Genomic DNA, 21,617 nt, shown 5'->3' with positions numbered 1-21,617 from the left:
GAGCGGCGGTGATGGCGCGGCGATTAAATCCAGTCGCCGTTGCGGATCACGCCGACCGCCAGCCCTTCGATCGTGAAATTCTGCTGGCGCAGATCGACCACGATCGGTTGGAATTCGTTGTTCTCCGGCAGCAGTTCAACCACGTTGCCGTGCTTTTTCAAGCGTTTGACCGTCACTTCGTCTTCGATGCGCGCGACCACGACCTGGCCGTTGCGCACGTCTTGCGTTTTGTGCACCGCCAGCAGATCGCCGTCCAGAATGCCGATGTCGCGCATCGACATGCCGTTCACCCGCAACAGGAAATCGGCGCTCGGTTTGAACAGGGATGGATCCACCTGGTAGTGCCCTTCGATGTGCTGCTGCGCCAGCAGCGGCTCGCCGGCGGCGACGCGGCCGATCAGCGGCAGCCCTTCTTCTTCTTCCATCAGCAGGCGGATACCGCGCGACGCGCCGGAGACGATTTCGATCACGCCTTTGCGTGCCAGCGCCTTCAGGTGCTCTTCGGCGGCGTTAGGCGAACGGAACCCCAGACGCATCGCGATCTCGGCACGCGTCGGCGGCATGCCCGTTTGCGAAATATGATCGCGAATCAGATCGTAGACCTCTTGCTGTCTGGTAGTTAGTGCTTTCATTCCGCCCCCTGTTTGTTTATACAGTCTTGCTGTGAGTATATACAGGTAAGCGCGGATTGGGAACCGAAGAATAAATAAAAATCAGTCAGTAGGCGCTTTGCGTCAGCCGAAATGCTGCCACAAGACCGTGCCCCAAACAAACAGCGCGAGCACGATCGCCAGCGACACCGCCGCCGATCCCATGTCCTTGGCCCGCCCGGACAGCTCATGGTGTTCGCTGCCGATGCGATCCACTACCGCCTCGATCGCGCTGTTCAGGATCTCGACGATCATCACCAGCGCCACCGATCCGATCAATAAAATGCGCGCTATCGCACCCACGTCCAGCCAGACAGCCAGTATGATAGCCAGGAGGGTCACCACCAGTTCCTGGCGGAACGCCGCCTCGTGTTGCCAGGCGGCGGAAAGCCCTTTATAAGAATAGCCGGCGGCCTTGATGATGCGGGTCAATCCGGTTGCTTGGTTTGCCATGTTTTCGTGCCTTTCTCAGAGGTCGGTCATAATAAAAAGAGTCTAGAACAGTCCGCGCTGACGGCTCTCGGTTTTCGAACACCACAGATCTGCTACCCGGTTTCTGGTATGCTTGCGGCGCATTGCTAACAAGAGGCTTCACGTTGTTATGTCAGGTTGGCGTAAAATTTATTATAAAATATTGAATTTACCACTTAAATTGTTGGTAAGAAGTAAGGTCATCCCTTCAGATCCGGTTACCGAGCTAGGGTTGGATCCCTCACGGCCGATTTTGTATGTTTTACCTTACAATTCCAAGGCGGATTTGCTGACGCTGCGCACCCAGTGCCTGGCGCAGGATCTGCCCGATCCGCTCAACGCGCTGGAGATCGACGGCACCGTGCTGCCGAGCTACGTGTTCATTCACGACGGCCCGCGCGTGTTCCGCTACTACACCCCGAAAGAAGAGTCGGTAAAGCTGTTCCACGACTACCTGGATCTGCATCGCAGCAATCCGGATCTCGACATTCAGATGCTGCCGGTTTCGGTCATGTTCGGCCGCTCGCCGGGCCGCGAAGGCCACGGCACGCCGCACCTGCGTCTGTTGAACGGCGTGCAAAAATTCTTCGCCGTGCTGTGGCTCGGCCGCGACAGCTTCGTGCGCTTCTCCAACACCGTGTCGCTGCGCCGCATGGCCACCGAACACGGCACGGATAAAACCATCGCGCAGAAACTGGCGCGCGTGGCGCGCATGCACTTCTCGCGTCAGCGCCTGGCCGCTGTAGGCCCAAGCCTGCCGGCCCGTCAGGATCTGTTCAACAAGCTGTTGGCGTCCAAAGCGATCGAAAAAGCGGTCGAGGACGAAGCGCGCAGCAAGAAGATCTCGCACGAGAAGGCCCAGCAGAACGCCATCGCGTTGATGGAAGAGATCGCCGCCGACTTCTCCTACGAAACCGTGCGTCTTTCCGATCGCGTGCTGAGCTGGACCTGGAACCGGTTGTATCAGGGCATCAACGTCACCAACGCCGAGCGCGTGCGCCAGCTCGCGCAGGACGGCCACGAGATTGTCTACGTACCCTGCCACCGCAGCCACATGGACTATCTGCTGCTGTCCTACGTGCTGTATCACCAGGGCCTGGTGCCGCCGCACATCGCCGCGGGCATCAACCTCAACTTCTGGCCGGCTGGCCCGATCTTCCGTCGCCTGGGCGCGTTCTTCATCCGCCGCACCTTCAAGGGCAACAAGCTTTACTCGACGGTGTTCCGCGAATACCTCGGCGAGCTGTTCACCCGCGGTTACTCGGTGGAATACTTCGTGGAAGGCGGTCGTTCCCGCACCGGGCGTCTGCTGGAACCGAAAACCGGCACCCTGTCGATGACCATCCAGGCGATGCTGCGCGGCGGCGCCCGTCCGATCACGCTGGTGCCGATCTACATCGGCTACGAGCATGTGATGGAAGTGGGCACTTACGCCAAAGAGCTGCGCGGCGCCACCAAGGAAAAAGAGAGCCTGCTGCAGATGCTGCGCGGCCTGCGCAAACTGCGCAATCTGGGCCAGGGTTACGTCAACTTCGGCGAACCGCTGCCGTTGACCGCTTACCTCAACCAGCACGTGCCGCAGTGGCGCGAGTCGATCGATCCGATCGAAGCTCAGCGCCCAAGCTGGCTGACGCCGACGGTCAACGATCTCGCCGGCCAGATCATGGTGCGCATCAACAATGCCGCCGCGGCCAACGCCATGAACCTGTGTTCCACCGCGCTGCTGGCCTCGCGCCAGCGTTCGCTGACCCGCGAACAATTGCTCGAGCAGCTCGAGTGCTACCTGCAGCTGATGCGCAACGCGCCTTACGCGCATGACGTCACCGTACCGTCGCAGACGCCGGACGAGCTGCTGGATCACGCGCTGAACATGAACAAGTTCGAGGTGGAAAAGGACAACATCGGCGACATCATCATTCTGCCGCGCGAGCAGGCGGTGCTGATGACCTATTACCGCAACAACATCCACCACCTGCTGGTGTTGCCGTCGCTGATCGCCAGCATCGTGATGCATCATCGCCGGGTATCGCGCGCAGAACTGCTGCGCCAGATTGGCATGATTTACCCGATGCTGAAAGCCGAGCTGTTCCTGCATAACGACAAGGAGCAACTGCCGGACGTGCTGCGGCCGATGATCGACGAGCTGATCCGTCAACAGCTGATCTGCGACAAAGGCGACGAGCTGGTGCTGAACCCGGCGCGCATTCGCCCGCTGCAGCTGCTGGCCGCCGGGGTGCGCGAAACCCTGCAACGCTACGCCATCACCATGTCGATCCTCAGCGCCAACCCGAGCATCAACCGCGGCGCGCTGGAGAAAGAGAGCCGCATCATGGCGCAGCGTCTGTCGGTGCTGCACGGCATCAACGCGCCGGAGTTCTTCGACAAGGCGGTGTTCTCCACCCTGGTGGCGACGCTGCGCGAAGAAGGCTACATCAACGACAGCGGCGATGCGATCCGCGAGCACACCCTCGAGGTGTACAACATGCTGAGCGATCTGATCACGCCGGAAATCAAGCTGACCATCGAAAGCGTCAACATGCCGGAAGAGACCAACGCTCTGCCGCAAACCGATGCGCAAGAAGAGAAAGACGAGTGATTTCGCCCGGCGCGAAAACACAAAAGGCACCCCTTGGGGTGCCTTTTTCTTGCTGCAGGAAACCGTTACGCCGGCAGATAGCTGAGCGCGATGCCGATAAACACCACTAGCCCAACATAATTGTTCTGCAGGAAGGCCTTGAAACAGGCCTCGCGCTCGCGCCCGGCGATCTGCTTCTGCTGGTGAATGAACAGCGCGCCCGCCAGCAACAGCGACCAGTAAAACGCGCCGCCGAGCTGCGCCAGATAACCGACCCACACCAACAGCAACAGCGTCGCGAACTGCAACAGCCCGACGATCAGCTTGTCATAACGCCCGAACAGGATAGCGGTGGACTTGATGCCGATCTTGAGGTCGTCATCGCGATCGACCATCGCATACAGCGTGTCATAGGCCACCGTCCAGCAGATGTTCGCCAGCAGCAGCAGCCAGCAGCTGAGCGGCAGCGATTCGCTGACCGCCGCATAGCCCATCGGAATGCCCCAGCCGAACGCGGCGCCCAGCACGAACTGCGGCAGGTTGGTCACCCGCTTCATAAACGGATACACCCAGGCCAGCGCCAGCGCCGCCAGCGACAGCCAGATGGTCATCGCATTCAGCGTCAACACCAGGCAGAACGAGATCAGCACCAGCACCACGAACAGCACCTTGGCCTCTTTCGCGCTCACCCGGCCGCTCGGCATCGGCCGCCCGGCAGTGCGCTTTACGTAGCCGTCCACCGCGCGATCGGCGTAGTCATTCACCACGCAGCCGGCGGCGCGCATCAGGAACACGCCGAGCACGAACACCACCAGAATCGACAGCGGTGGCACGCCTTTCCCGGCCAACCACAGCGCCCACAGCGTCGGCCACAACAGCAACAGCGTGCCGATCGGTTTATCAATGCGCATCAAATGGCTGTAAGCCCGCCATTTACTTTGAGTCACGCTTCCCTCCAACGTCTGCTCTCCTCTCTTATGCGGGAACCGCTGAATACAGCGGCGAAGCCGGTAAAAACAGTTCGGTCAGCAGCAGCGGCTTGCCCGCCAGCCGCAGCCGTGAACGACGCGCCCACAGCGCGTCCTGCCGGCCGATATGGATATAGTCGCGGGTCAGATCGCCGCTGCTGAACAGATAGCGCCCGAGTGGCAGCGTCCCCAAATCCACCAACGCCTGATCGGGGCCGGTCAGCGTATGTTCCGGGATCACCGTGCGCCCCAGCAGCCAGGGCTGGTCGTCGCCCAGCAGCACCACTTCGCGCAGCCAGTAGCGCGGGCTGTCGGGCAGGTGGTTCGCCTCGTCGCCCAGCGCCTCGCGCGTGACGAAGCATTCGCGCTGCGGTTCAACGCGCACCTGGGCGCAATGGCGTTCAAATCGGCGGGTCATGGAGCCTAACTCCATCAGCCAGTCGCTGACGGCGGCGGGCGCCGGAGGATCCTGTTCGGATAACCACTCCAGCGGCGGCAGGATGGAATCCCTGATGCCAGACATTGCTTTACTCCTCGCCTGAACCGCAGCCGGTACGGCGCGCCAGACGATACAAACTGTTAACAGGCCCCCATTGTAGCGCAGAAATGCGAAAGCGGCAGGCTGATTCGTGGCGAAAACGGCAGGCCTATCGGCCGGAAAAACCGGGGTTCTGTCATCTTTTTGCCATCCGCATTCTCTATCTTCATTTCCCGGCGCGCTGACGATTCTGTGATCGCCCGCAAAGTTTCAGCTTCCTCGCGTTGTGTTATCTACGCGCGTAGATACCCTGATACGGCAGCGTTGAATCGCCATGCGTCCGACATGATTTGTCGGCACACCTTTGTTGCCGGCACCAGGGAAACCATCTTTAACCGCGCCCCTCCAGGCGCAGAACAAAAGAGGATAGCACTGCCATGAGCGAAACAACGCTTGCCCCTTCACAGACCGCCGACGCCGCGTTGGCGGCCGATGAACGCCTGGCGACCAAAGAGGGGCGCAGCCAATTTTGGCGCGCCACCTTCTCCTGTTGGCTCGGCACCGCCATGGAATACGTCGACTTCGCGCTGTACGGCCTGGCGGCCGGCATGGTGTTCGGCGACGTGTTTTTCCCGGAAGCCACGCCGCTGGTGGCGTTGCTGGCCAGTTTCGCCACCTACTCCGTCGGCTTCGTCGCGCGGCCGATCGGCGCGCTGGTGTTCGGCTGGATCGGCGACCGCAAAGGCCGCCGCGTGGTGCTGATCACCACCGTGGCGCTGATGGGTCTCTCCACCACGCTGATAGGCCTGATCCCGTCCTATGCGCAAATCGGCGTCTGGGCGCCCGCCTGCCTGGTGATCCTGCGCTTCGCGCAGGGGTTCGGCGCCGGTGCTGAGCTGTCCGGCGGCGCGGTGATGCTGGCGGAATACGCGCCAGCCAAGCGGCGCGGGCTGGTGGCGTCGATCATCGCCATCGGCTCCAACAGCGGCACCCTGCTGGCGTCGCTGGTATGGCTGCTGGTGCTGCAGCTGGACAAGGAAGACCTGATGAGCTGGGGCTGGCGCATTCCGTTCCTCGCCAGCATTCTGATCGCCGGGGTGGCGCTGTACCTGCGCCGCCACGTGCGGGAAACGCCGGTGTTCGAACGCGAGCTGCAGCAAAACCACCAGCGCATGCTGGACGCCGCCCAGGCCGCGCCGGATACGCGCAGCTACCTGCAGCGCACTAAGGCGTTCTGGGTGATGCTCGGCCTGCGCATCGGCGAAAACGGCCCTTCCTACCTGTGCCAGGGCTTTATCGTCGGCTATGTCGCCAAGGTGCTGATGGTCGATAAATCGGTGCCGGCGCTGGCGGTGTTGATCGCCTCGCTGTGCGGTTTTCTGGTGATCCCGCTGGCCGGCTGGCTGTCCGATCGTTTCGGCCGCCGCATCACCTACCGGTGGTTCTGCCTGCTGCTGGTGCTGTACGCCTTCCCGGCGTTCTGGCTGCTCGACAGCCGTGAACCGGCTATCGTCATCTCGGTGATCGTGGTCGGCATGTGCATCGCGTCGCTGGGGATCTTCGGCGTTCAGGCGGCCTACGGCGTCGAACTGTTCGGCGTGAAGAATCGCTACTCCAAGATGGCGTTCGCCAAAGAGCTCGGTTCGATCCTCTCGGGCGGCACCGCGCCGCTGATCGCCACCGCGCTGCTGTCCGGTTTCGGTCACTGGTGGCCTGTCGCCTGCTATTTTGTTGTAATGGCGGCCATCGGCTTAATCACCACCTTCTTTGCTCCCGAAACCCGCGGCCGCGATCTCAACCTGCCGCAGGATGCCGCGTAGCGAGAAGGCGAACAGGACCTCAATTTGGATAATCACTCCGCGCGACGCGTTACCCGCGCCGACGTGGCCCGCGTAGCGGGCACCTCCGTCGCCGTGGTCAGCTATGTGATCAACAACGGCCCGCGCCCGGTGGCGGAAGCCACCCGGCTGCGCGTGCTGGCGGCTATCGAGCAGACCGGCTACCGGCCGAACGACATCGCGCGGGCGTTGGCCTCCGGCAGCACGCAAACCTACGGGCTGGTGGTGCCGGATATTTCCAACCCGTTCTTCGCCACGCTGGCGCGGGCGCTGCAGCAGGAGGCTTTCAGCCGCGGCCGCGTGCTGCTGCTGGGCGACGCCGGCGATGACCGGCAGCGCGAGTATGAGCTGATCAATAACCTGCTGCGTCGCCAGGTCGACGGCCTGCTGTACACCAGCGTCGATCGCCATCCGTGGTTCGAGCTGATCCGCGCCTCCGGCACGCCCTGCGTGATGATAGACACTATCGACAGCCAGGCTGGCGTCTGCGCCATCCGCGTCGACGAGCGCGACGCCGCCTGCCAGGCGACCCGCCATCTGCTGCAGCACGGCTATCGCGACATCGGCATTTTTATCGGTCCGCTAACCATGCTCAACGCGCAGGATCGCCTGAACGGCTGGCGCGATGCGCTGCTGGAGGCGGGCATTGCGCCGCGCGACGAGTGGATTTTCGAGGCGCCTTACACCCGCCAGGGCGGCTACCAGGCCACCCAGCGCATGGTGCAAGGCCCGCGCCCGCGCGCCGTTTTCACCTCCAACGAGCAGCAGGCGCTCGGCTGCCTGTCGGCGCTGGCGGAGCATGGGTTGCGCGCGCCGGACGATCTGGCGCTGATCTGTTTTAACGGCACGCAGCAATCCGAATTCAGCGTGCCGCCGCTCAGCGCGGTCGAGCAGCCGATCGACGCCATGGCCAAGCGGGCCATCGCCATGCTGGCCGCCGGCGCCGCGTCCGCCGAGCTGCATGAATTCGCTTTTCAACTGCGCATCCGCCGCTCGTGCGGCTGTTAGCGGTTTTTCAGGACACCTTCTATGCGTTTGATCATTGATTGCGATCCCGGCAACGGCGTTCCCGGCGCCAACGTCGACGACGGCCTGGCGCTGGCCCTGGCGCTGGCGGCCAAACCGCAGCTGCAGCTGGAACTGATCAGCATCGTGGCCGGCAACACCCCGCGCGAAGTGGGCTTCGCCGTCGCCAGCGAGCTGCTGGCGCAAAGCGGCTACCAGGTGCCGGTCGCCCTCGGCGCGGCGCGCGCCCTGAGCGAGCCGCCGGAACCATGGCGCGCGCATCTGGACAGGCCGATCGCCGATCCCAAGCTGGCAGCGCTGTGGCGCGACTTGCCCGCGCCCTCGCTCGCCAACGCGCCCGCACCGGACGCCGCCATCGCCATCGGCGAACTGATCTGCCGGCATCCCGGCGAGGTAACGCTGGCGGCGATCGGCCCGCTGACCAACGTGGCGCACGCCATGCAGCTGTACCCGCAGATGGCGCAGGCGGTGAAAGAGATCGTGATCATGGGCGGCGTGTTCAACGTCGAAGGGTACATCAAGGACACCAATTTTGGTTTGGATCCGGAAGCGGCGCGGCTGGTGCTGAACAGCGGCGCCAATATCACGCTGGCGCCGCTGGACGTCACCACCCAGACCATGCTGACCCAGGCGGATCTGGCCGTCCTGACGCAGCCGGACACGCCGCTGTGCCGCTATTTGCGCGCCACCACGCAGCCATGGATCGATTATTCGCGCCATACGCGGCGCCTGCCGGGCTGCTGGATCCATGATGCGCTGGTGATCGCCTGGCTGCTGGAACCGCAGCTGGTCACCACCGACATGTTCCATGTGGATGTGGCGCTGGAAGGGGCGTTGACGCGCGGCAGCTCACGCCGCTGGCGGCCGGACAGCCTGCGCCTGACGGTCGGCATGCCGCCGCCGCAGGGCAAGCCGGTGCGCATCATGCAGCAGGTCGACAACGCCCGTCTGCTGGCGTTGATCGGCGCAACGCTGGCCCGCGGATGAAAAAAGGTGCGCCAAAGCGCACCAATCATCGAGCCAGCATCGGCAGCGCCGGGTGTTACCCCTTGCCTTTAACGCTGCTGATAAACGTTTTACGCGCAGTGGTCGAGCCCAACTTCTCGGCCTCATTCATCAGCTTCAGCGCCTTGTCGATATCGCCCGCCTTCACCGCCTGCTTGATGCCGTTATTGAAGTAGCTTTCGGTGTCGTTGAGCATCGGCTCCGCCGGTTTCTCCGGCGTCGGTGCAGGCGCCGACACGGCGGCCGGTGCGCTTGATCCCACCACCACCGGCGCCACGGTCGGCGCAGGCTGCAGCATGCCGATCATCACGTTGCCGGTGCCCTGTTCCGCGGTCACCTTGAGCTTCAGCGTGCCGGTCGTCGCGTGGCCGGCGATCGGATCCGGGATATCCGGCACCGCGTTGCCCACGCCCTGCGCGTAGGCCTTGGCCGGGTTAGTCAGCTGCGTGGTTTTCGCCAAATCCTGACGGGTGGTGTACACCAGCAGGTAAATCTGTTTTTGACCGAGCGCCGGCGTCAGTTTCAGCGTGCCTTCGAGGCGATCGGAGGACATCGCTCCCGGCGGCTGGTAAGGAAAATAGCTGCTCGGGTAATACGCCGCCGGGCGCAGATGCTCGTCCAGCACCAGCACGCTCGGCGCGTACAGCGAATTGTTCTTGGCGAGGCTGCTCAGCGTCACTTCCAGCGAACCGCGATCGGCCGGCAGCGTATAGGCGGCGATCGCCCCCTGAATGTCGCCCTGATTGAGCTGCGGGCTAACGGCGTCGAGCTTCACTTCTTGCGACACCGGCGGTTGCAGCGGCTGCCACGGCAGGCTTTGCAACGTGGCGGCGCTGATGGCCGGGGCGACGGAAACGTTGGCCGGCGTATCGGCGTTGGCCGCCAAAGGCGCGCCGACGGTCAGCGCCAGCGACAGGCAGAGTGACAGCAGATTCTTTTTCATCGTTATATCCTCTTTCAGCACCGCGGCGGATCAGGCAAGAGATCGGGTCGCGGCGAATGCGGTTGGGGGAGAGCCGGCGGCCCTCCCCGTCCTGTCGTTACCACCAAATTTCCATCTGGGCGCCGAAGGTGACTTCGTCATCCTTGCCGCGGCTGAAGGTATGCATGCTGGTGTCGTTGTAAGCGGTGCCGGCGTTATACCCGGTATCGTCACTGGTGGCGTAACCCCACTTCTCGTCCCACTTGGCGTAGGTGGCGAACAGGCGGATGGCCGGACGCGACCAGATGCTGTTGCCCGCCTGCCACTGCTGCGCCAGGGTCACTTTGTACTGGCCGTTGCGATCGCCGGTGCGCTGAGATTTGACGTTGTCGTAGCCGGCTTCCAGCAGGGTGCTCATGATCGGCGTCCATTTGTACATCGGACGCACGCCCACGGTGTACCAGGTGGTGCCGTTGTTGTTGTCGCGGTCGATGTCCTGGAACATGGCGACGTACATCAGCGCCCACTGATCGTTGAAGTCGATGGCGCCGTGATCCAACACGCGGATCATCTTGCCGTTGTTATCGATGGTGGCGCCTTCGTTGCGGCCGTTGTTCTGCGAGGTCATCGAGTCGGTGGCGTACTGCAGCACGAATTTGTTGTAACCGTTCAGGATGCTTTGCGTGTGTTCGGCGGTGAACATCCAACCGTCTTTGCTGGCGCCGTCGGCCAGGCGGTAGTGGTCCTGCGCATTGGCGCGGCCGTAGTCCACGCCCAGCTCCAGGGTGCCGCCCGGGTTCAGCTCCAGCCCGGCCAGGCGCACGTCGAAGGTATCGTTGACGGTCGGACGCTGTTTCCATTCGTTATCCAGGTAGCCGTAAGAGCCGCCAGATTCCGAGTTGCGGGTCACGGCGGCGGACAGCTTGCCGAAGCCCAGATCGATGTTTTCCAGACCGGCGCCCGGGCCGGAGATATCCCAGTAGTAGAAGTCGATCATGTGAACGTCATGACGCTGATAGAAGCGCTTACCGGCCCACAGCGTGGAGCCTGGCAGCCAATCGATCAGGTTTTTACCCTGCACGTTGACTTCGCGGAAGCCCGGGGTCACGTCTTCCCAGTCGGAACGCTGCGAGACCGAATAGGCCAGGTTGGTGTCGAAATAGAAGCTCTTGTCGCCTTCTTTCCACACTTCCTGCCCCAGTTTCAATTCGGCGTAGGTTTCGCATTCGTTGCCGAGACGGTACTTGCTCGCGGCGCCGGTGGCCTTGAAGCACTGTTGCTCACCGCCGCTGCCGGTCCAGCCGATGCCGGAACGGGCGTAACCGTGGAAATCCACGGCCAGCGCCTGGGTGGAGAGAACACCGGCGGCGACAGCCAGTGCCAGAGGAAGTTTGCGCAGAGTAGTCATCATTATTCTCCTGTTATACCGACTTTGATGCTTTAAACGCCCGGCTCCTGGTGCAGCCGTTTACATGCCGTACCGTCTTCACGGAACAGGTGGCAACGGTGAGGCGGCAGGCCGATGGCGAATGTGGCACCTTCTTCTACCAGCACCACGTCGTTCTGGCGGTACACCAGGTTTTGACGGATGGCCGGGATTTGGATGTGGATTTGCGTCTCGTTGCCGAGCTGCTCTACCACCTGTACGTCGCCGGTAAGCCGCACTTCAGAGGCTTCACCGGGCAGCAGATGTTCGGGGCGAATGCCCAGTGACAGGTTGGCGCCGGGCTGAACGCCCGCGCCCTCCACCGGCAGCCACACCAGCTGGCGGTTGGGCAGTTCAACCTGCACCTGCCGTGATTCCGCTGCGGTCACCTTGACCGGCAGGAAGTTCATCTTCGGCGAGCCGATAAACCCGGCGACGAAGCGGTTGGCCGGATAGTGATACAGTTCCAACGGCTTGCCGACCTGCGCCACGCGCCCGGCGTCGAGCACCACGATCTTGTCGGCCAGCGTCATCGCTTCGACCTGATCGTGAGTGACGTAAATCATGGTGCGCTGCAGGCGCTTGTGCAGGCGGGAGATCTCGATGCGCATCTGCACCCGCAGCGCGGCGTCGAGGTTGGACAGCGGCTCGTCGAGCAGGAACACGTCCGGCTCGGCCACCAGCGTGCGGCCGATCGCCACGCGCTGACGCTGCCCGCCGGACAGCGCCTTCGGCCGCCGATCGAGCAGGTGCGCCAACTGCAGCACCTCGGAAACCTGGTTCACCCGTTGATTGATTTCCGCTTTCCTGGCGCCGGCCAGCTTCAGGCCGAACGACATGTTGTCCGCCACCGACAGGTGCGGATACAGCGCGTAAGACTGGAACACCATGCCGATGCCGCGCTCGGAAGGCGGCACTTCATTCATGCGTTTCTCGCCGATCAGCAGGTCGCCGGAGGTGATGTCCTCCAGCCCGGCGATCATGCGCAGCAGCGTCGATTTGCCGCAGCCCGACGGCCCGACAAACACCACAAACTCGCCGTCTTCGATGGTCAGATTGACGTCTTTGGAAATCACGGCCTCACCGAAGGCCTTATAAACGCTGCGCAGTGTCACGCTAGCCATGCGTTACTCCCCTGCTTTCGCAGTTAACATGTCGTGTGAAAATGGCGGAGGCAAAGCCCGCCAAAACCCATTGATGACCCTCTTGCTGCGCGCCGTGCTGCCATGCCAACGGCAAGGTCGCCTCAGACGGCGCGGCCGCCTGAGTATAAGGCTGCAGGTTTATCAGCGCTTCAAGGCATTGATCCTGATGGGTAATAAGTAAGCGCACCACGCCATCGCGCTGGCTGACCGCGCTCAGCTCGCCGCGCTGGAAAAGCGGCGAACGGCGCAGGGCCAGCAGCGTCTGGCAGTAACGCAAGGTGGAGTGGCTGTCGTGCTGTTGGCGACTGATGGCCAACGCGCGGTGTTCGATTGCCACCTGCTGATACCAGCTGACTTCGCCGGCGGTGACCTGTTCGGGCGCTTCATGCCACGGCATCGGCGTTTGCGCGCCGCGCGGATCCTGCAGGCCGGCGGCGTGCGGCAGCCCCAGCTCCTCGCCCTGGTACAGGCAGATCGGCGCCGGCAACATCGCCAGCAGCGTCAAAAAGGCGGCGGCGGAACGCAGGTCGCCCTGCCCCCAGCGGCTGACCACCCGAGGCTGATCGGCGTCACCGGTGCTCCACAGGCTGTCCGCCAACGTGGCGCGGCGGGCGTGCAGCACCGCCACCAGCTTTTCCGCGCTGAACGGCATCACGTCAAGCGCCAGCGCGCCGTGGGCGAACCGCTGCGCGGCGGCGGCATGACGAACGCGATGGGCTTCGTCGGCGTACCACAGCGTCAGCCCTTCGCCCGTCACCGCCGTTTCGGCCTCCGGCGCCAGCGCCTGCGGCAGCAACAGGCCGTCGATCGACAGCGCTTTCAGGTACGGCAGCGCCGCCAGCATGCCGTGCGCGTCGCCCACGCCGTCCCCGTTTCCGTCACGGAAACTGGCCGGATGGATCCGGTACAGGGTGGGCTGAGTGGCTATAGGCATTGACGACATAAATCCGGTATCCCTGCTGCGCGTGGCGTTGAAAATCAATGGGCCGATAGTGCGGGAGTCGCCGGAAAGGGTAATCATCCGTAACAGGATTTTTCATGGGGGAGGAGACGGGAGGATGAGAGAACGACCGCGGCGATGAGAAGTTCCGCGCTTAAGGCAAATCTGTGATCAATCCGGCAAAAATCGCCCCCCTATTTTGTGCCTGACGCCACAGAATAGAGCGCAACGTTAACTGGATCACACTCCTCATCTCAGGGGCGTAGAGGGGGGGAGGATGAGAATATGTCGCGTTGTGACCCACTATGATCGCGAAACGTCTCTCCTTGATTTATGTGCCCACAAAAGAAGGACTGGATTATGACTCGCAGCATTACCCTCGCCCGTACGCTGGCGCTCTCGGCACTGGCCACCCTGGTGCTCTCTTCTTCCGCCTTCGCCAAGATAGAGGAAGGCAAACTGGTTATCTGGATCAACGGCGACAAAGGCTATAACGGCCTGGCCGAAGTCGGCAAGAAATTCGAAAAAGACACCGGCATCAAAGTCACCGTCGAGCATCCCGACAAGCTGGAAGAGAAATACCCGCAGGTGGCCGCCACCGGCGACGGCCCGGACATCATCCTCTGGGCCCACGATCGCTTCGGCGGCTATGCGCAGTCCGGCCTGCTGGCCGAAGTCCACCCGTCCAAAGCCTTCCAGGACAAGCTGTTCCCGTTCACCTGGGACGCCGTACGCTATGACGGCAAGCTGATCGGCTACCCGATCGCCGTCGAAGCGCTGTCGCTGATTTACAATAAAGACCTGGTCAAACAGCCGCCGAAGACCTGGGAAGAGATCCCGGCGCTGGACAAACAGCTGCGCGCCAGCGGCAAGAGCGCCATCATGTGGAACCTGCAGGAACCCTACTTCACCTGGCCTATCATCGCCGCCGACGGCGGTTATGCCTTCAAGTATGAGAACGGCAAATACAACATCAAGGATGTCGGCGTCGTCAACGCCGGTTCGCAGGCCGGCCTGCAGTTCATCGTCGATCTGGTGAAAAACAAACACATCAACGCCGATACCGATTACTCGATCGCCGAAGCCGCGTTCAACAAAGGCCAGACCGCGATGACCATCAACGGCCCGTGGGCCTGGAACAACATCGAGCAGAGCAAAATCAACTACGGCGTAACGCTGCTGCCGACCTTCAAAGGCAAACCGTCCAAACCGTTCGTCGGCGTGCTGACCGCCGGTATCAACGCCGCCAGCCCGAATAAAGAGCTGGCGACCGAGTTCCTCGAGAACTATCTGCTGACCAACGAAGGGCTGGCGGACGTCAACAAAGACAAACCGCTGGGCGCGGTGGCGCTGAAGTCCTACCAGGAAACGCTGGCCAAAGATCCGAAGATCGCCGCCACCATGCAGAACTCGCAAAACGGGGAGATCATGCCGAACATTCCGCAGATGAGCGCTTTCTGGTACGCCGAACGCAGCGCGGTGCTCAATGCCGTCAGCGGCCGCCAAACGGTGAAAGCCGCGTTGGACGATGTGCAGACCCGTATCACCAAGTAATGTCGTTGTGCGGGGCGCCGTGTCGCCCCGCCGTTGCTTCACAGAAAGGAACGCCCTATGCAATTCGCTCACGCCGGGACGCCTGCGCGTAAAAAATCGAAGTGGTGGCAAAGCGACGCGCTGAAATGGCTGGTGGTCGGCCTGTTCAGCCTGGTGACCTGCTACCTGATTGTGTTGATGTATGCACAGGGTGAATACCTGTTCGCCATCCTGACGCTGATCCTGGTCAGCGCCGGGCTTTACGTCTTCGCCAACCGCCGCGCCTACGCCTGGCGCTATGTGTATCCCGGCGTCGCCGGCATGGGATTGTTCGTCCTGTTCCCGCTGATCTGCACCATTGCCATCGCCTTTACCAACTACAGCAGCACCAACCAGCTGACGTTTGAGCGCGCGCAATCGGTATTGATGCAGCGTCAGTTCCAAAGCGGCAAAACCTTCACCTTCGGCCTCTACCCGGCGGAAAACCAGCGGTGGCGCCTGCAGCTGACCTCGCCGGACAGTGAACAGCCGCTGATTTCCGAGCCTTTCCGCCTCGACGCGACGCCGCCGCCTCCCCTGAAATTGACGGCCCAGAGCGCTGCGCCGCAGGGCGAACCCGCCACGCTGCGGGTGATCACCCAGAACCGGCAGGCGCTGAGCCAACTGGTGGCGCAGCTGCCGGACGGCGATGAATTGCGCATGAGCTCCCTGCGCCAGTTCTCCGGCACCCGCCCGCTGTATGCGTTGGACCAAGACGGCAGCACGCTGACCAATAACCAGACTCAGGTGCGCTACCGGCCGAACGGCGACATCGGCTTCTATCAGGCGATCAACGCCGACGGCGGCTGGGCGCAGGAAACCCTGAGCCCAGGCTATACCGTCACCACCGGCTGGAAAAACTTCCTGCGGGTGCTGCAGGACGAGGGCATCAAAAAACCGTTCGTGTCGATCTTCATCTGGACCATCGTGTTCTCGGTGATGACGGTGATCCTCACCGTGGCGGTCGGCATGGTGCTGGCCTGCGTGGTGCAGTGGGAGGCGCTGAAAGGCAAGGCGATCTACCGCGTGCTGCTGATCCTGCCCTATGCGGTACCGTCGTTCATCTCGATCCTGATCTTCAAAGGCTTGTTCAACCAGAGCTTCGGCGAGATCAACATGATGCTCAGCCACCTGTTCGGCATCAAACCGGCCTGGTTCAGCGATCCGCTCACCGCCAAGAGCATGATCCTGATCGTCAACACCTGGCTCGGCTACCCGTACATGATGATCCTGTGCATGGGGCTGCTGAAGGCCATCCCGGACGATCTGTACGAGGCCTCGGCGATGGACGGCGCCAACCCGTGGCAAAACTTCTTCCGCATCACCTTCCCGCTGCTGATCAAGCCGCTGACGCCGCTGATGATCGCCAGCTTCGCCTTCAACTTTAACAACTTCGTGCTGATCCAGCTGCTGACCAACGGCGGCCCGGACATGATCGGCACCACCACGCCGGCCGGCTATACCGATCTGCTGGTCAGCTACACCTACCGCATCGCCTTCGAAGGCGGCGGCGGGCAAGACTTCGGGCTGGCGGCCGCCATCGCCACGCTGATCTTCCTGTTGGTGGGCGCGCTGGCGATCCTGAATTTGAAAGCCAGCAAGATGAACTTCGATTAGGGAGAATAACGATGGCCATGGTTCAACCCAAATCCCAGCGCCTGCGCCTGTGGATCACCCACATTTTGATGCTGTGCTTTATCGCCCTGATCATGTTCCCGCTGCTGATGGTGGTGGCCATCTCGCTGCGCGCCGGCAACTTCGCCACCGGCAGCCTGATACCGGAAACCCTCTCCTGGGATCACTGGCGGCTGGCGCTCGGCTTCAGCGTCACCCACGCCGACGGCAGCGTGACGCCGCCGCCGTTCCCGGTGCTGCTGTGGCTGTGGAACTCCATCAAGATCGCGGCGATCACCGCCATCGGCATCGTGACGCTGTCCACCACCTGCGCCTACGCCTTCGCCCGCATGCGTTTTCGCGGCAAGAGCACGCTGCTGAAAAGCATGCTGATCTTCCAGATGTTTCCAGCGGTGCTGTCGCTGGTGGCGCTGTACGCCTTGTTCGATCGCCTGGGCCAGTACATTCCGTTTATCGGCCTCAACACCCACGGCGGCGTGATCTTCGCCTATATGGGCGGCATCGCGCTGCATGTCTGGACCATCAAGGGCTATTTCGAAACCATCGACAATTCGCTGGAAGAGGCGGCGGCGCTGGATGGCGCCACGCCGTGGCAGGCGTTCCGTCTGGTGCTGTTGCCGCTGTCGGTGCCGATTCTGGCGGTGGTGTTCATTCTGTCGTTTATCGCCGCCATCACCGAGGTGCCGGTGGCGTCGCTGCTGCTGCGCGATGTAAACAGCTACACGCTGGCGGTGGGCATGCAGCAATATCTCAATCCGCAGAACTACCTGTGGGGCGATTTCGCCGCCGCCGCGGTGCTGTCGGCGATACCGATTACCGCCGTGTTCCTGCTGGCGCAGCGCTGGTTGGTGGGCGGCCTGACGGCCGGCGGCGTGAAGGGGTAATTTGTGCCACTGCAGTGCGTTTGATGTTTTTCCTTATCTTTTTTCAAGTTACAGCTAGGCGACCAGCTCGCTAAGCCCAGGCGCTTACTTCAGTAAGTATCTGGGGTTAGCGAGTGCAGTCAACAACGCTGTCGCTTGAAAGACGACGGGTAATTATATCCTGTGTCTTTGGCGGCCTTTGGCCGCCATTTTTATCGCTACTCCCGTTTCAGCCGATCGGTGTTGGCCAGATAGAGCGTCACCACCAGCACCAATATCGCCGCCGCGTAGATCAGGGTGTCGATGGGATTTTTGTGATCCACGATAATCAAACGAATAATCGCGGTAATGCCGATATAAATAAAATAGCGCAGCGGGAAATGATAACCCGACTCAAAATACTTGACGATCAAGGCGATAAATTCAAAGTACAGAAAATAAATCACGATGCCTTCAATCAACAGGTAAGAGGACGACTCTTCGCTGTTGATAAATAACACCTTCGCCAGATGGATGGTTTCCTTGACCAGAAACACCACCAGAATTGCCGCCAGCAGCAGAAGGCCCACGTTCAGCACTCGCTGCAGCCCTTTCGCTATCATTATCGAACGCGACGTTTTTGCCATAAAACCTCTCTCTGAATACCGCTTATATGATTCAAGCTTGCCAATATAGGCATTGTCCTAAAAATTACGCCCTTCGCGAAAGCACTTTAAACCTCATTTAATTCATAAAGTTATAATAAGATGTTTCTGGCTTATAGATTTGTAGCAAATCGAAATGTCAACTATCATGGGTCACAGAGATCTTTACATAAAACCAATAACCTCGAATTAACAAGGGAATTCTTTATGCGCGCTAAACTTAACGGACTGGTCGCTGCGGGCCTGTTTACCTGTGCATTATCCGGCCACGCCGCCGGCCTGGTAGCCCCTGACAACGATCTGCGTAACGATCTCGCCTGGTTGTCTGACCGCGGCGTCATCAACGTCAGCCTGTCCACCTGGCCACTGAGTCAGGAAGAGATCAGTTCCGTTATTGCGCAGGCCAAACCGGTCACCAATACCGAGAAAAACGTCATCGACCGCGTGCAACGCCGCGTTGACGCCCTGAAAGCCAACATCCGCGTCAGCGGTTATGCCTCGACCGATAAACCCGGCACCCCGCAGGGCTTCGGCCAAAACGAGTACGCCGACGATCGCCTGACCATCGGCGCCGGCGCCAACGGCGAGTTCTGGGACGTGCGTCTGCAGGGCTCGGTGGAAGGCGACCAGCGCGTCAGCGACGGCTCCAAATTCAATATGAACGGCTCCTACGGCGCGGTGAAAATCTGGAACCAATGGCTCTCCTTCGGCGAGGTCTCCCAGTGGTGGGGCCCGGGTTACGACGGCAGCCTGATCCGCTCCGACGCCGCGCGCCCGGTCGCCGGCTTTATGCTGCAGCGCGCCGACCAATCGCCGTTTGAAACGCCGTGGCTGTCGTGGATCGGCCGCTGGCAATACCAGTTGTCCGCCGGCCAGCTGTCGCAGTACGCTGCCGTGCCGGATACCAAACTGTTCGGCGGTCGCCTGACCATGATGCCGACCGACTTCCTGGAGCTGGGCGCTTCACGCGTCATGATGTGGGGCGGTGATGGCCGTCCGCACTCCTGGCGTTCCTTCTGGGATGGCGTAACCGGCAACGACAATACCGGCGATCCGAAAAACGATCCGGGCAACCAGTTGGGCGGCTTTGACTTCAAACTCAAATTGCAGCCGCTAGTCGGCATGCCGGTCAGCCTTTATGGCCAAATCACCGGCGAAGATGAAGCCGGCATGTTGCCTTCGCATAATGCCTATATGTTGGGGCTTGAAGGCCATCCGGAATGGGGCCCGACCACCATCAACTGGCATATCGAAGGTTCTGATACCCGTTCTAACGGCAACGCCAACAACGTGATGTACAACCACTACGTCTATCGGGGCGGTTACTACCAGCAAGGTTACCCGCTGGGCCACGCCATGGGCGGCGACGGCCAGATGTTGTCCGGTCGTGTCGAGCTGGTGCTGGACGACAGCCAGCGTTGGAGCACCCGCTTGGTATACGCCAAGGTGAATCCGAACAACCAAACCATCAACCGGGCGTTCCCGCGTTCCGATACGCTGAAGGGCATTCAGCTCGGCTGGGGTTACACCTTCCCGTCACAGGTTAAGTTCGACACCAGCCTGTGGTACACCGACAGCGATCACAGCACCGCCGATGACGTGGGTGCGGGCGTCAGCTTCGAAGTGCCGATCAACCTGTAACTTTTCGCAGACGTAAAAAAACCCGCCGCGGCGGGTTTTTTATTGGCTTCAGTTCAGGCAATTAGCGCCATTCCTTGAAGCGGTTGATCAGCGCATTGGTTGAGCTGTCGTGGCTGCTGATTTTCTCGCTGCCCGCCAGTTCCGGCAGGATGCGGTTGGCCAGCTGTTTGCCCAACTCCACGCCCCACTGATCGAAGGTGAAGATGTTCAGGATTGCGCCCTGGGTGAAGATCTTGTGCTCATACAGCGCAATCAGGCTGCCCAGACTGAACGGGGTGATTTCACGCAGCAGGATCGAGTTGGTCGGACGGTTGCCTTCAAACACTTTGAACGGCGCCACGTGTTTGACCTGCTCAGGGGTTTTACCCTGCGCCGCGAACTCGGCTTCCACCGTCTCCAGCGACTTGCCGAACGCCAGCGCTTCGGTCTGGGCGAAGAAGTTGGACAGCAATTTGGCGTGGTGATCGCCCAGCGGGTTATGGCTGATGGCCGGCGCGATGAAATCGCACGGCACCAGCTTGGTGCCCTGGTGGATCAGCTGGTAGAACGCATGCTGGCCGTTGGTGCCCGGCTCGCCCCAGATGATCGGGCCGGTCTGGTAATCCACCGGATTGCCGTTGCGATCGACGTACTTGCCGTTGGATTCCATGTTGCCCTGCTGGAAGTAAGCGGCAAAACGGTGCATGTACTGATCGTACGGCAGAATGGCTTCGGTTTCGGCACCGAAGAAGTTGTTGTACCAAATACCGATCAGCGCCAGCAGCACCGGCAGGTTTTTCTCCGCCGGCGTTTCGGCGAAGTGCTTATCCATGGCGTGCGCGCCGCTCAGCAGCTGCTCGAAGTTGTCGTAACCGATGGACAACGCGATCGACAGACCGATCGCCGACCACAGGGAGTAACGGCCGCCGACCCAGTCCCAGAATTCGAACATGTTGTCGGTATCGATGCCGAACTCGGCCACCGCTTTGCCGTTGGTGGACAACGCAGCGAAGTGCTTGGCCACGTGTTGTTGATCGGCGGCGCTGCTCAGGAACCAGTCGCGCGCGCTGTGGGCGTTGGTCATGGTTTCCTGAGTGGTGAAGGTTTTGGACGCCACCAGGAACAGCGTGGTTTCCGGGTTCAGCGGCTGCAGCGTTTCGGCGATGTGGGTGCCATCAACGTTGGAGACGAAGTGCATGTTCAGGTGGTTTTTATAAGGGCGCAGCGCTTCGGTCACCATGTAAGGGCCGAGATCCGAACCGCCGATGCCGATGTTCACCACGTCGGTGATCGGCTTGCCGGTGTAGCCTTTCCACTCGCCGCCGATGACGCGCGCGCAGAACTGTTTGATCTTGGCCAGCACCGCGTTCACTTCCGGCATCACGTCTTTGCCGTCGACCAGGATCGGGCTGTTGCTGCGATTGCGCAGGGCAATGTGCAGCACCGCGCGATCTTCGGTGCGGTTGATCTTCTCACCGGCGAACATCGATTTGATGGCGCCTTGCAGATCGGTTTCTTTCGCCAACGCCTGCAGCTTCTCCAGGGTTTCCTGCGTGATGCGGTTCTTGGAATAGTCCACCAACATTTGATCGTTGAAGGTCGCGGAGAACCTGGAGAAACGATCGCTGTCCTGGGCGAACAGGTCGGCGATCCGTACGTCTTTCATCTGTGCATAATGTTGCTGCAGGGCTTGCCAAGCAGCGGTTTGACTAGGATTGATATTTTTCATAGCAACACTCTTAGGCTTGAGAATAAAAATGACGCGTTTGTCCGATTGTAGCCTGTTCGACTGTGATTATGATCGCTTTTCTTGCGATAGGCGCTAACTGTCAACGCATT

General features: G+C 61.2%; 18 protein-coding genes. 8 read left to right on the top strand and 10 right to left on the bottom strand.

Annotated features, from left to right (window positions below; genetic code table 11):
* Positions 1 to 23 precede the first annotated feature (23 nt).
* Both lexA and J9788_RS24310 read right to left on the bottom strand, forming a co-directional pair.
* A complete protein-coding gene (gene lexA / locus J9788_RS24315; RefSeq protein WP_025160136.1) occupies positions 24 to 632 on the bottom strand; it encodes a transcriptional repressor LexA in 609 nt (202 codons plus the stop codon).
* 102 nt (positions 633 to 734) lie between these two features.
* Positions 735 to 1,103: a diacylglycerol kinase gene (locus J9788_RS24310; RefSeq protein ID WP_015379225.1), complete on the bottom strand. Its 369-nt coding sequence runs from the start codon at positions 1,101 to 1,103 to the stop codon at positions 735 to 737.
* Positions 1,104 to 1,251: 148 nt separating this feature from the next.
* Between J9788_RS24310 and plsB the strand changes: the two genes are divergently transcribed.
* On the top strand, positions 1,252 to 3,717 hold the full coding sequence (gene plsB / locus J9788_RS24305; RefSeq protein WP_046897191.1) for a glycerol-3-phosphate 1-O-acyltransferase PlsB: 2,466 nt from the start codon (positions 1,252 to 1,254) through the stop codon (positions 3,715 to 3,717).
* Positions 3,718 to 3,782: 65 nt separating this feature from the next.
* Here plsB and ubiA read toward each other — a convergent pair whose 3' ends face one another.
* Both ubiA and ubiC read right to left on the bottom strand, forming a co-directional pair.
* Positions 3,783 to 4,655 (bottom strand): 4-hydroxybenzoate octaprenyltransferase, encoded by an 873-nt coding sequence (ubiA, locus tag J9788_RS24300; RefSeq protein WP_025304455.1) that lies wholly within the window; start codon positions 4,653 to 4,655, stop codon positions 3,783 to 3,785.
* A gap of 16 nt (positions 4,656 to 4,671) precedes the next feature.
* Positions 4,672 to 5,187 carry a chorismate lyase gene (gene ubiC, locus J9788_RS24295; RefSeq protein WP_033651214.1) on the bottom strand — a complete coding sequence of 172 codons (516 nt, stop codon included), beginning with the start codon at positions 5,185 to 5,187 and terminating at the stop codon, positions 4,672 to 4,674.
* 392 nt (positions 5,188 to 5,579) lie between these two features.
* On the opposite strand from ubiC, the gene J9788_RS24290 reads away from it, so the two are divergent.
* From J9788_RS24290 to J9788_RS24280, 3 genes are read left to right on the top strand one after another with little or no spacing between them, the layout of a single operon-like run.
* Complete coding sequence (locus J9788_RS24290) at positions 5,580 to 6,962, top strand: MFS transporter (RefSeq protein ID WP_033651213.1); 1,383 nt, start codon at positions 5,580 to 5,582, stop codon at positions 6,960 to 6,962.
* Positions 6,963 to 6,986: 24 nt separating this feature from the next.
* The gene (locus tag J9788_RS24285) at positions 6,987 to 7,988 is read left to right on the top strand and encodes a LacI family DNA-binding transcriptional regulator (RefSeq protein WP_046897190.1); all 1,002 of its coding nucleotides are present in this window, start codon (positions 6,987 to 6,989) and stop codon (positions 7,986 to 7,988) included.
* 21 nt (positions 7,989 to 8,009) lie between these two features.
* A complete protein-coding gene (locus tag J9788_RS24280) occupies positions 8,010 to 8,993 on the top strand; it encodes a nucleoside hydrolase (RefSeq protein WP_182265780.1) in 984 nt (327 codons plus the stop codon).
* Between the two features lie 55 nt (positions 8,994 to 9,048).
* Here J9788_RS24280 and malM read toward each other — a convergent pair whose 3' ends face one another.
* The 4 genes from malM to J9788_RS24260 all read right to left on the bottom strand — a co-directional run bounded on the left by malM (position 9,049) and on the right by J9788_RS24260 (position 13,447).
* Complete coding sequence (gene malM, locus J9788_RS24275) at positions 9,049 to 9,954, bottom strand: maltose operon protein MalM (RefSeq protein WP_046897188.1); 906 nt, start codon at positions 9,952 to 9,954, stop codon at positions 9,049 to 9,051.
* A 97-nt stretch (positions 9,955 to 10,051) separates the two neighbouring features.
* Complete coding sequence (locus tag J9788_RS24270) at positions 10,052 to 11,341, bottom strand: maltoporin (protein WP_046897187.1); 1,290 nt, start codon at positions 11,339 to 11,341, stop codon at positions 10,052 to 10,054.
* A 32-nt stretch (positions 11,342 to 11,373) separates the two neighbouring features.
* Complete coding sequence (gene malK / locus J9788_RS24265) at positions 11,374 to 12,483, bottom strand: maltose/maltodextrin ABC transporter ATP-binding protein MalK (RefSeq protein ID WP_046897186.1); 1,110 nt, start codon at positions 12,481 to 12,483, stop codon at positions 11,374 to 11,376.
* Positions 12,476 to 13,447, bottom strand: a complete 972-nt coding sequence (locus tag J9788_RS24260; RefSeq protein ID WP_182265779.1) for an alpha-amylase family glycosyl hydrolase — start codon at positions 13,445 to 13,447, stop codon at positions 12,476 to 12,478. The genes malK and J9788_RS24260 overlap by 8 nt, the downstream gene beginning before the upstream one ends.
* 357 nt (positions 13,448 to 13,804) lie before the next feature.
* Between J9788_RS24260 and malE the strand changes: the two genes are divergently transcribed.
* Genes malE through malG form a run of 3 tightly spaced genes read left to right on the top strand, consistent with a single transcriptional unit; the run spans position 13,805 to position 17,535 of the window.
* Positions 13,805 to 14,998, top strand: a complete 1,194-nt coding sequence (gene malE / locus J9788_RS24255) for a maltose/maltodextrin ABC transporter substrate-binding protein MalE (RefSeq protein ID WP_182265778.1) — start codon at positions 13,805 to 13,807, stop codon at positions 14,996 to 14,998.
* A 57-nt stretch (positions 14,999 to 15,055) separates the two neighbouring features.
* A complete protein-coding gene (gene malF / locus J9788_RS24250) occupies positions 15,056 to 16,633 on the top strand; it encodes a maltose ABC transporter permease MalF (RefSeq protein ID WP_046897184.1) in 1,578 nt (525 codons plus the stop codon).
* Between the two features lie 11 nt (positions 16,634 to 16,644).
* Positions 16,645 to 17,535: a maltose ABC transporter permease MalG gene (gene malG / locus J9788_RS24245; RefSeq protein WP_025304466.1), complete on the top strand. Its 891-nt coding sequence runs from the start codon at positions 16,645 to 16,647 to the stop codon at positions 17,533 to 17,535.
* A gap of 197 nt (positions 17,536 to 17,732) precedes the next feature.
* On the opposite strand, the gene psiE is transcribed toward malG, so the two are convergent.
* Positions 17,733 to 18,140: a phosphate-starvation-inducible protein PsiE gene (gene psiE, locus J9788_RS24240; protein ID WP_015379238.1), complete on the bottom strand. Its 408-nt coding sequence runs from the start codon at positions 18,138 to 18,140 to the stop codon at positions 17,733 to 17,735.
* Positions 18,141 to 18,365: 225 nt separating this feature from the next.
* On the opposite strand from psiE, the gene J9788_RS24235 reads away from it, so the two are divergent.
* A complete protein-coding gene (locus tag J9788_RS24235) occupies positions 18,366 to 19,799 on the top strand; it encodes a capsule assembly Wzi family protein (protein ID WP_099784416.1) in 1,434 nt (477 codons plus the stop codon).
* 61 nt (positions 19,800 to 19,860) lie between these two features.
* Here J9788_RS24235 and pgi read toward each other — a convergent pair whose 3' ends face one another.
* Complete coding sequence (gene pgi, locus J9788_RS24230) at positions 19,861 to 21,507, bottom strand: glucose-6-phosphate isomerase (protein ID WP_182265777.1); 1,647 nt, start codon at positions 21,505 to 21,507, stop codon at positions 19,861 to 19,863.
* Positions 21,508 to 21,617 lie beyond the last annotated feature (110 nt).

The sequence above is a fragment of the Serratia sp. X10 genome (assembly GCF_017811775.1).
GTDB lineage: Bacteria > Pseudomonadota > Gammaproteobacteria > Enterobacterales > Enterobacteriaceae > Serratia > Serratia ureilytica.
Note: the sequence above shows the minus strand (reverse complement) of the source record. Positions and strands in the feature narration are given on the sequence as shown.

Coding starts and splice junctions, on each gene's coding strand:
- malK (WP_046897186.1), bottom strand. CDS start 12,483: ATGGCTAGCGTGACACTGCGCAGCGTTTATAAGGCCTTCGGTGAGGCC.
- J9788_RS24270 (WP_046897187.1), bottom strand. CDS start 11,341: ATGACTACTCTGCGCAAACTTCCTCTGGCACTGGCTGTCGCCGCCGGT.
- lexA (WP_025160136.1), bottom strand. CDS start 632: ATGAAAGCACTAACTACCAGACAGCAAGAGGTCTACGATCTGATTCGC.
- malG (WP_025304466.1), top strand. CDS start 16,645: ATGGCCATGGTTCAACCCAAATCCCAGCGCCTGCGCCTGTGGATCACC.
- J9788_RS24260 (WP_182265779.1), bottom strand. CDS start 13,447: ATGTCGTCAATGCCTATAGCCACTCAGCCCACCCTGTACCGGATCCAT.
- J9788_RS24280 (WP_182265780.1), top strand. CDS start 8,010: ATGCGTTTGATCATTGATTGCGATCCCGGCAACGGCGTTCCCGGCGCC.
- J9788_RS24290 (WP_033651213.1), top strand. CDS start 5,580: ATGAGCGAAACAACGCTTGCCCCTTCACAGACCGCCGACGCCGCGTTG.
- J9788_RS24235 (WP_099784416.1), top strand. CDS start 18,366: ATGCGCGCTAAACTTAACGGACTGGTCGCTGCGGGCCTGTTTACCTGT.
- psiE (WP_015379238.1), bottom strand. CDS start 18,140: ATGGCAAAAACGTCGCGTTCGATAATGATAGCGAAAGGGCTGCAGCGA.
- ubiC (WP_033651214.1), bottom strand. CDS start 5,187: ATGTCTGGCATCAGGGATTCCATCCTGCCGCCGCTGGAGTGGTTATCC.
- malE (WP_182265778.1), top strand. CDS start 13,805: ATGACTCGCAGCATTACCCTCGCCCGTACGCTGGCGCTCTCGGCACTG.
- pgi (WP_182265777.1), bottom strand. CDS start 21,507: ATGAAAAATATCAATCCTAGTCAAACCGCTGCTTGGCAAGCCCTGCAG.
- J9788_RS24310 (WP_015379225.1), bottom strand. CDS start 1,103: ATGGCAAACCAAGCAACCGGATTGACCCGCATCATCAAGGCCGCCGGC.
- plsB (WP_046897191.1), top strand. CDS start 1,252: ATGTCAGGTTGGCGTAAAATTTATTATAAAATATTGAATTTACCACTT.
- malM (WP_046897188.1), bottom strand. CDS start 9,954: ATGAAAAAGAATCTGCTGTCACTCTGCCTGTCGCTGGCGCTGACCGTC.
- malF (WP_046897184.1), top strand. CDS start 15,056: ATGCAATTCGCTCACGCCGGGACGCCTGCGCGTAAAAAATCGAAGTGG.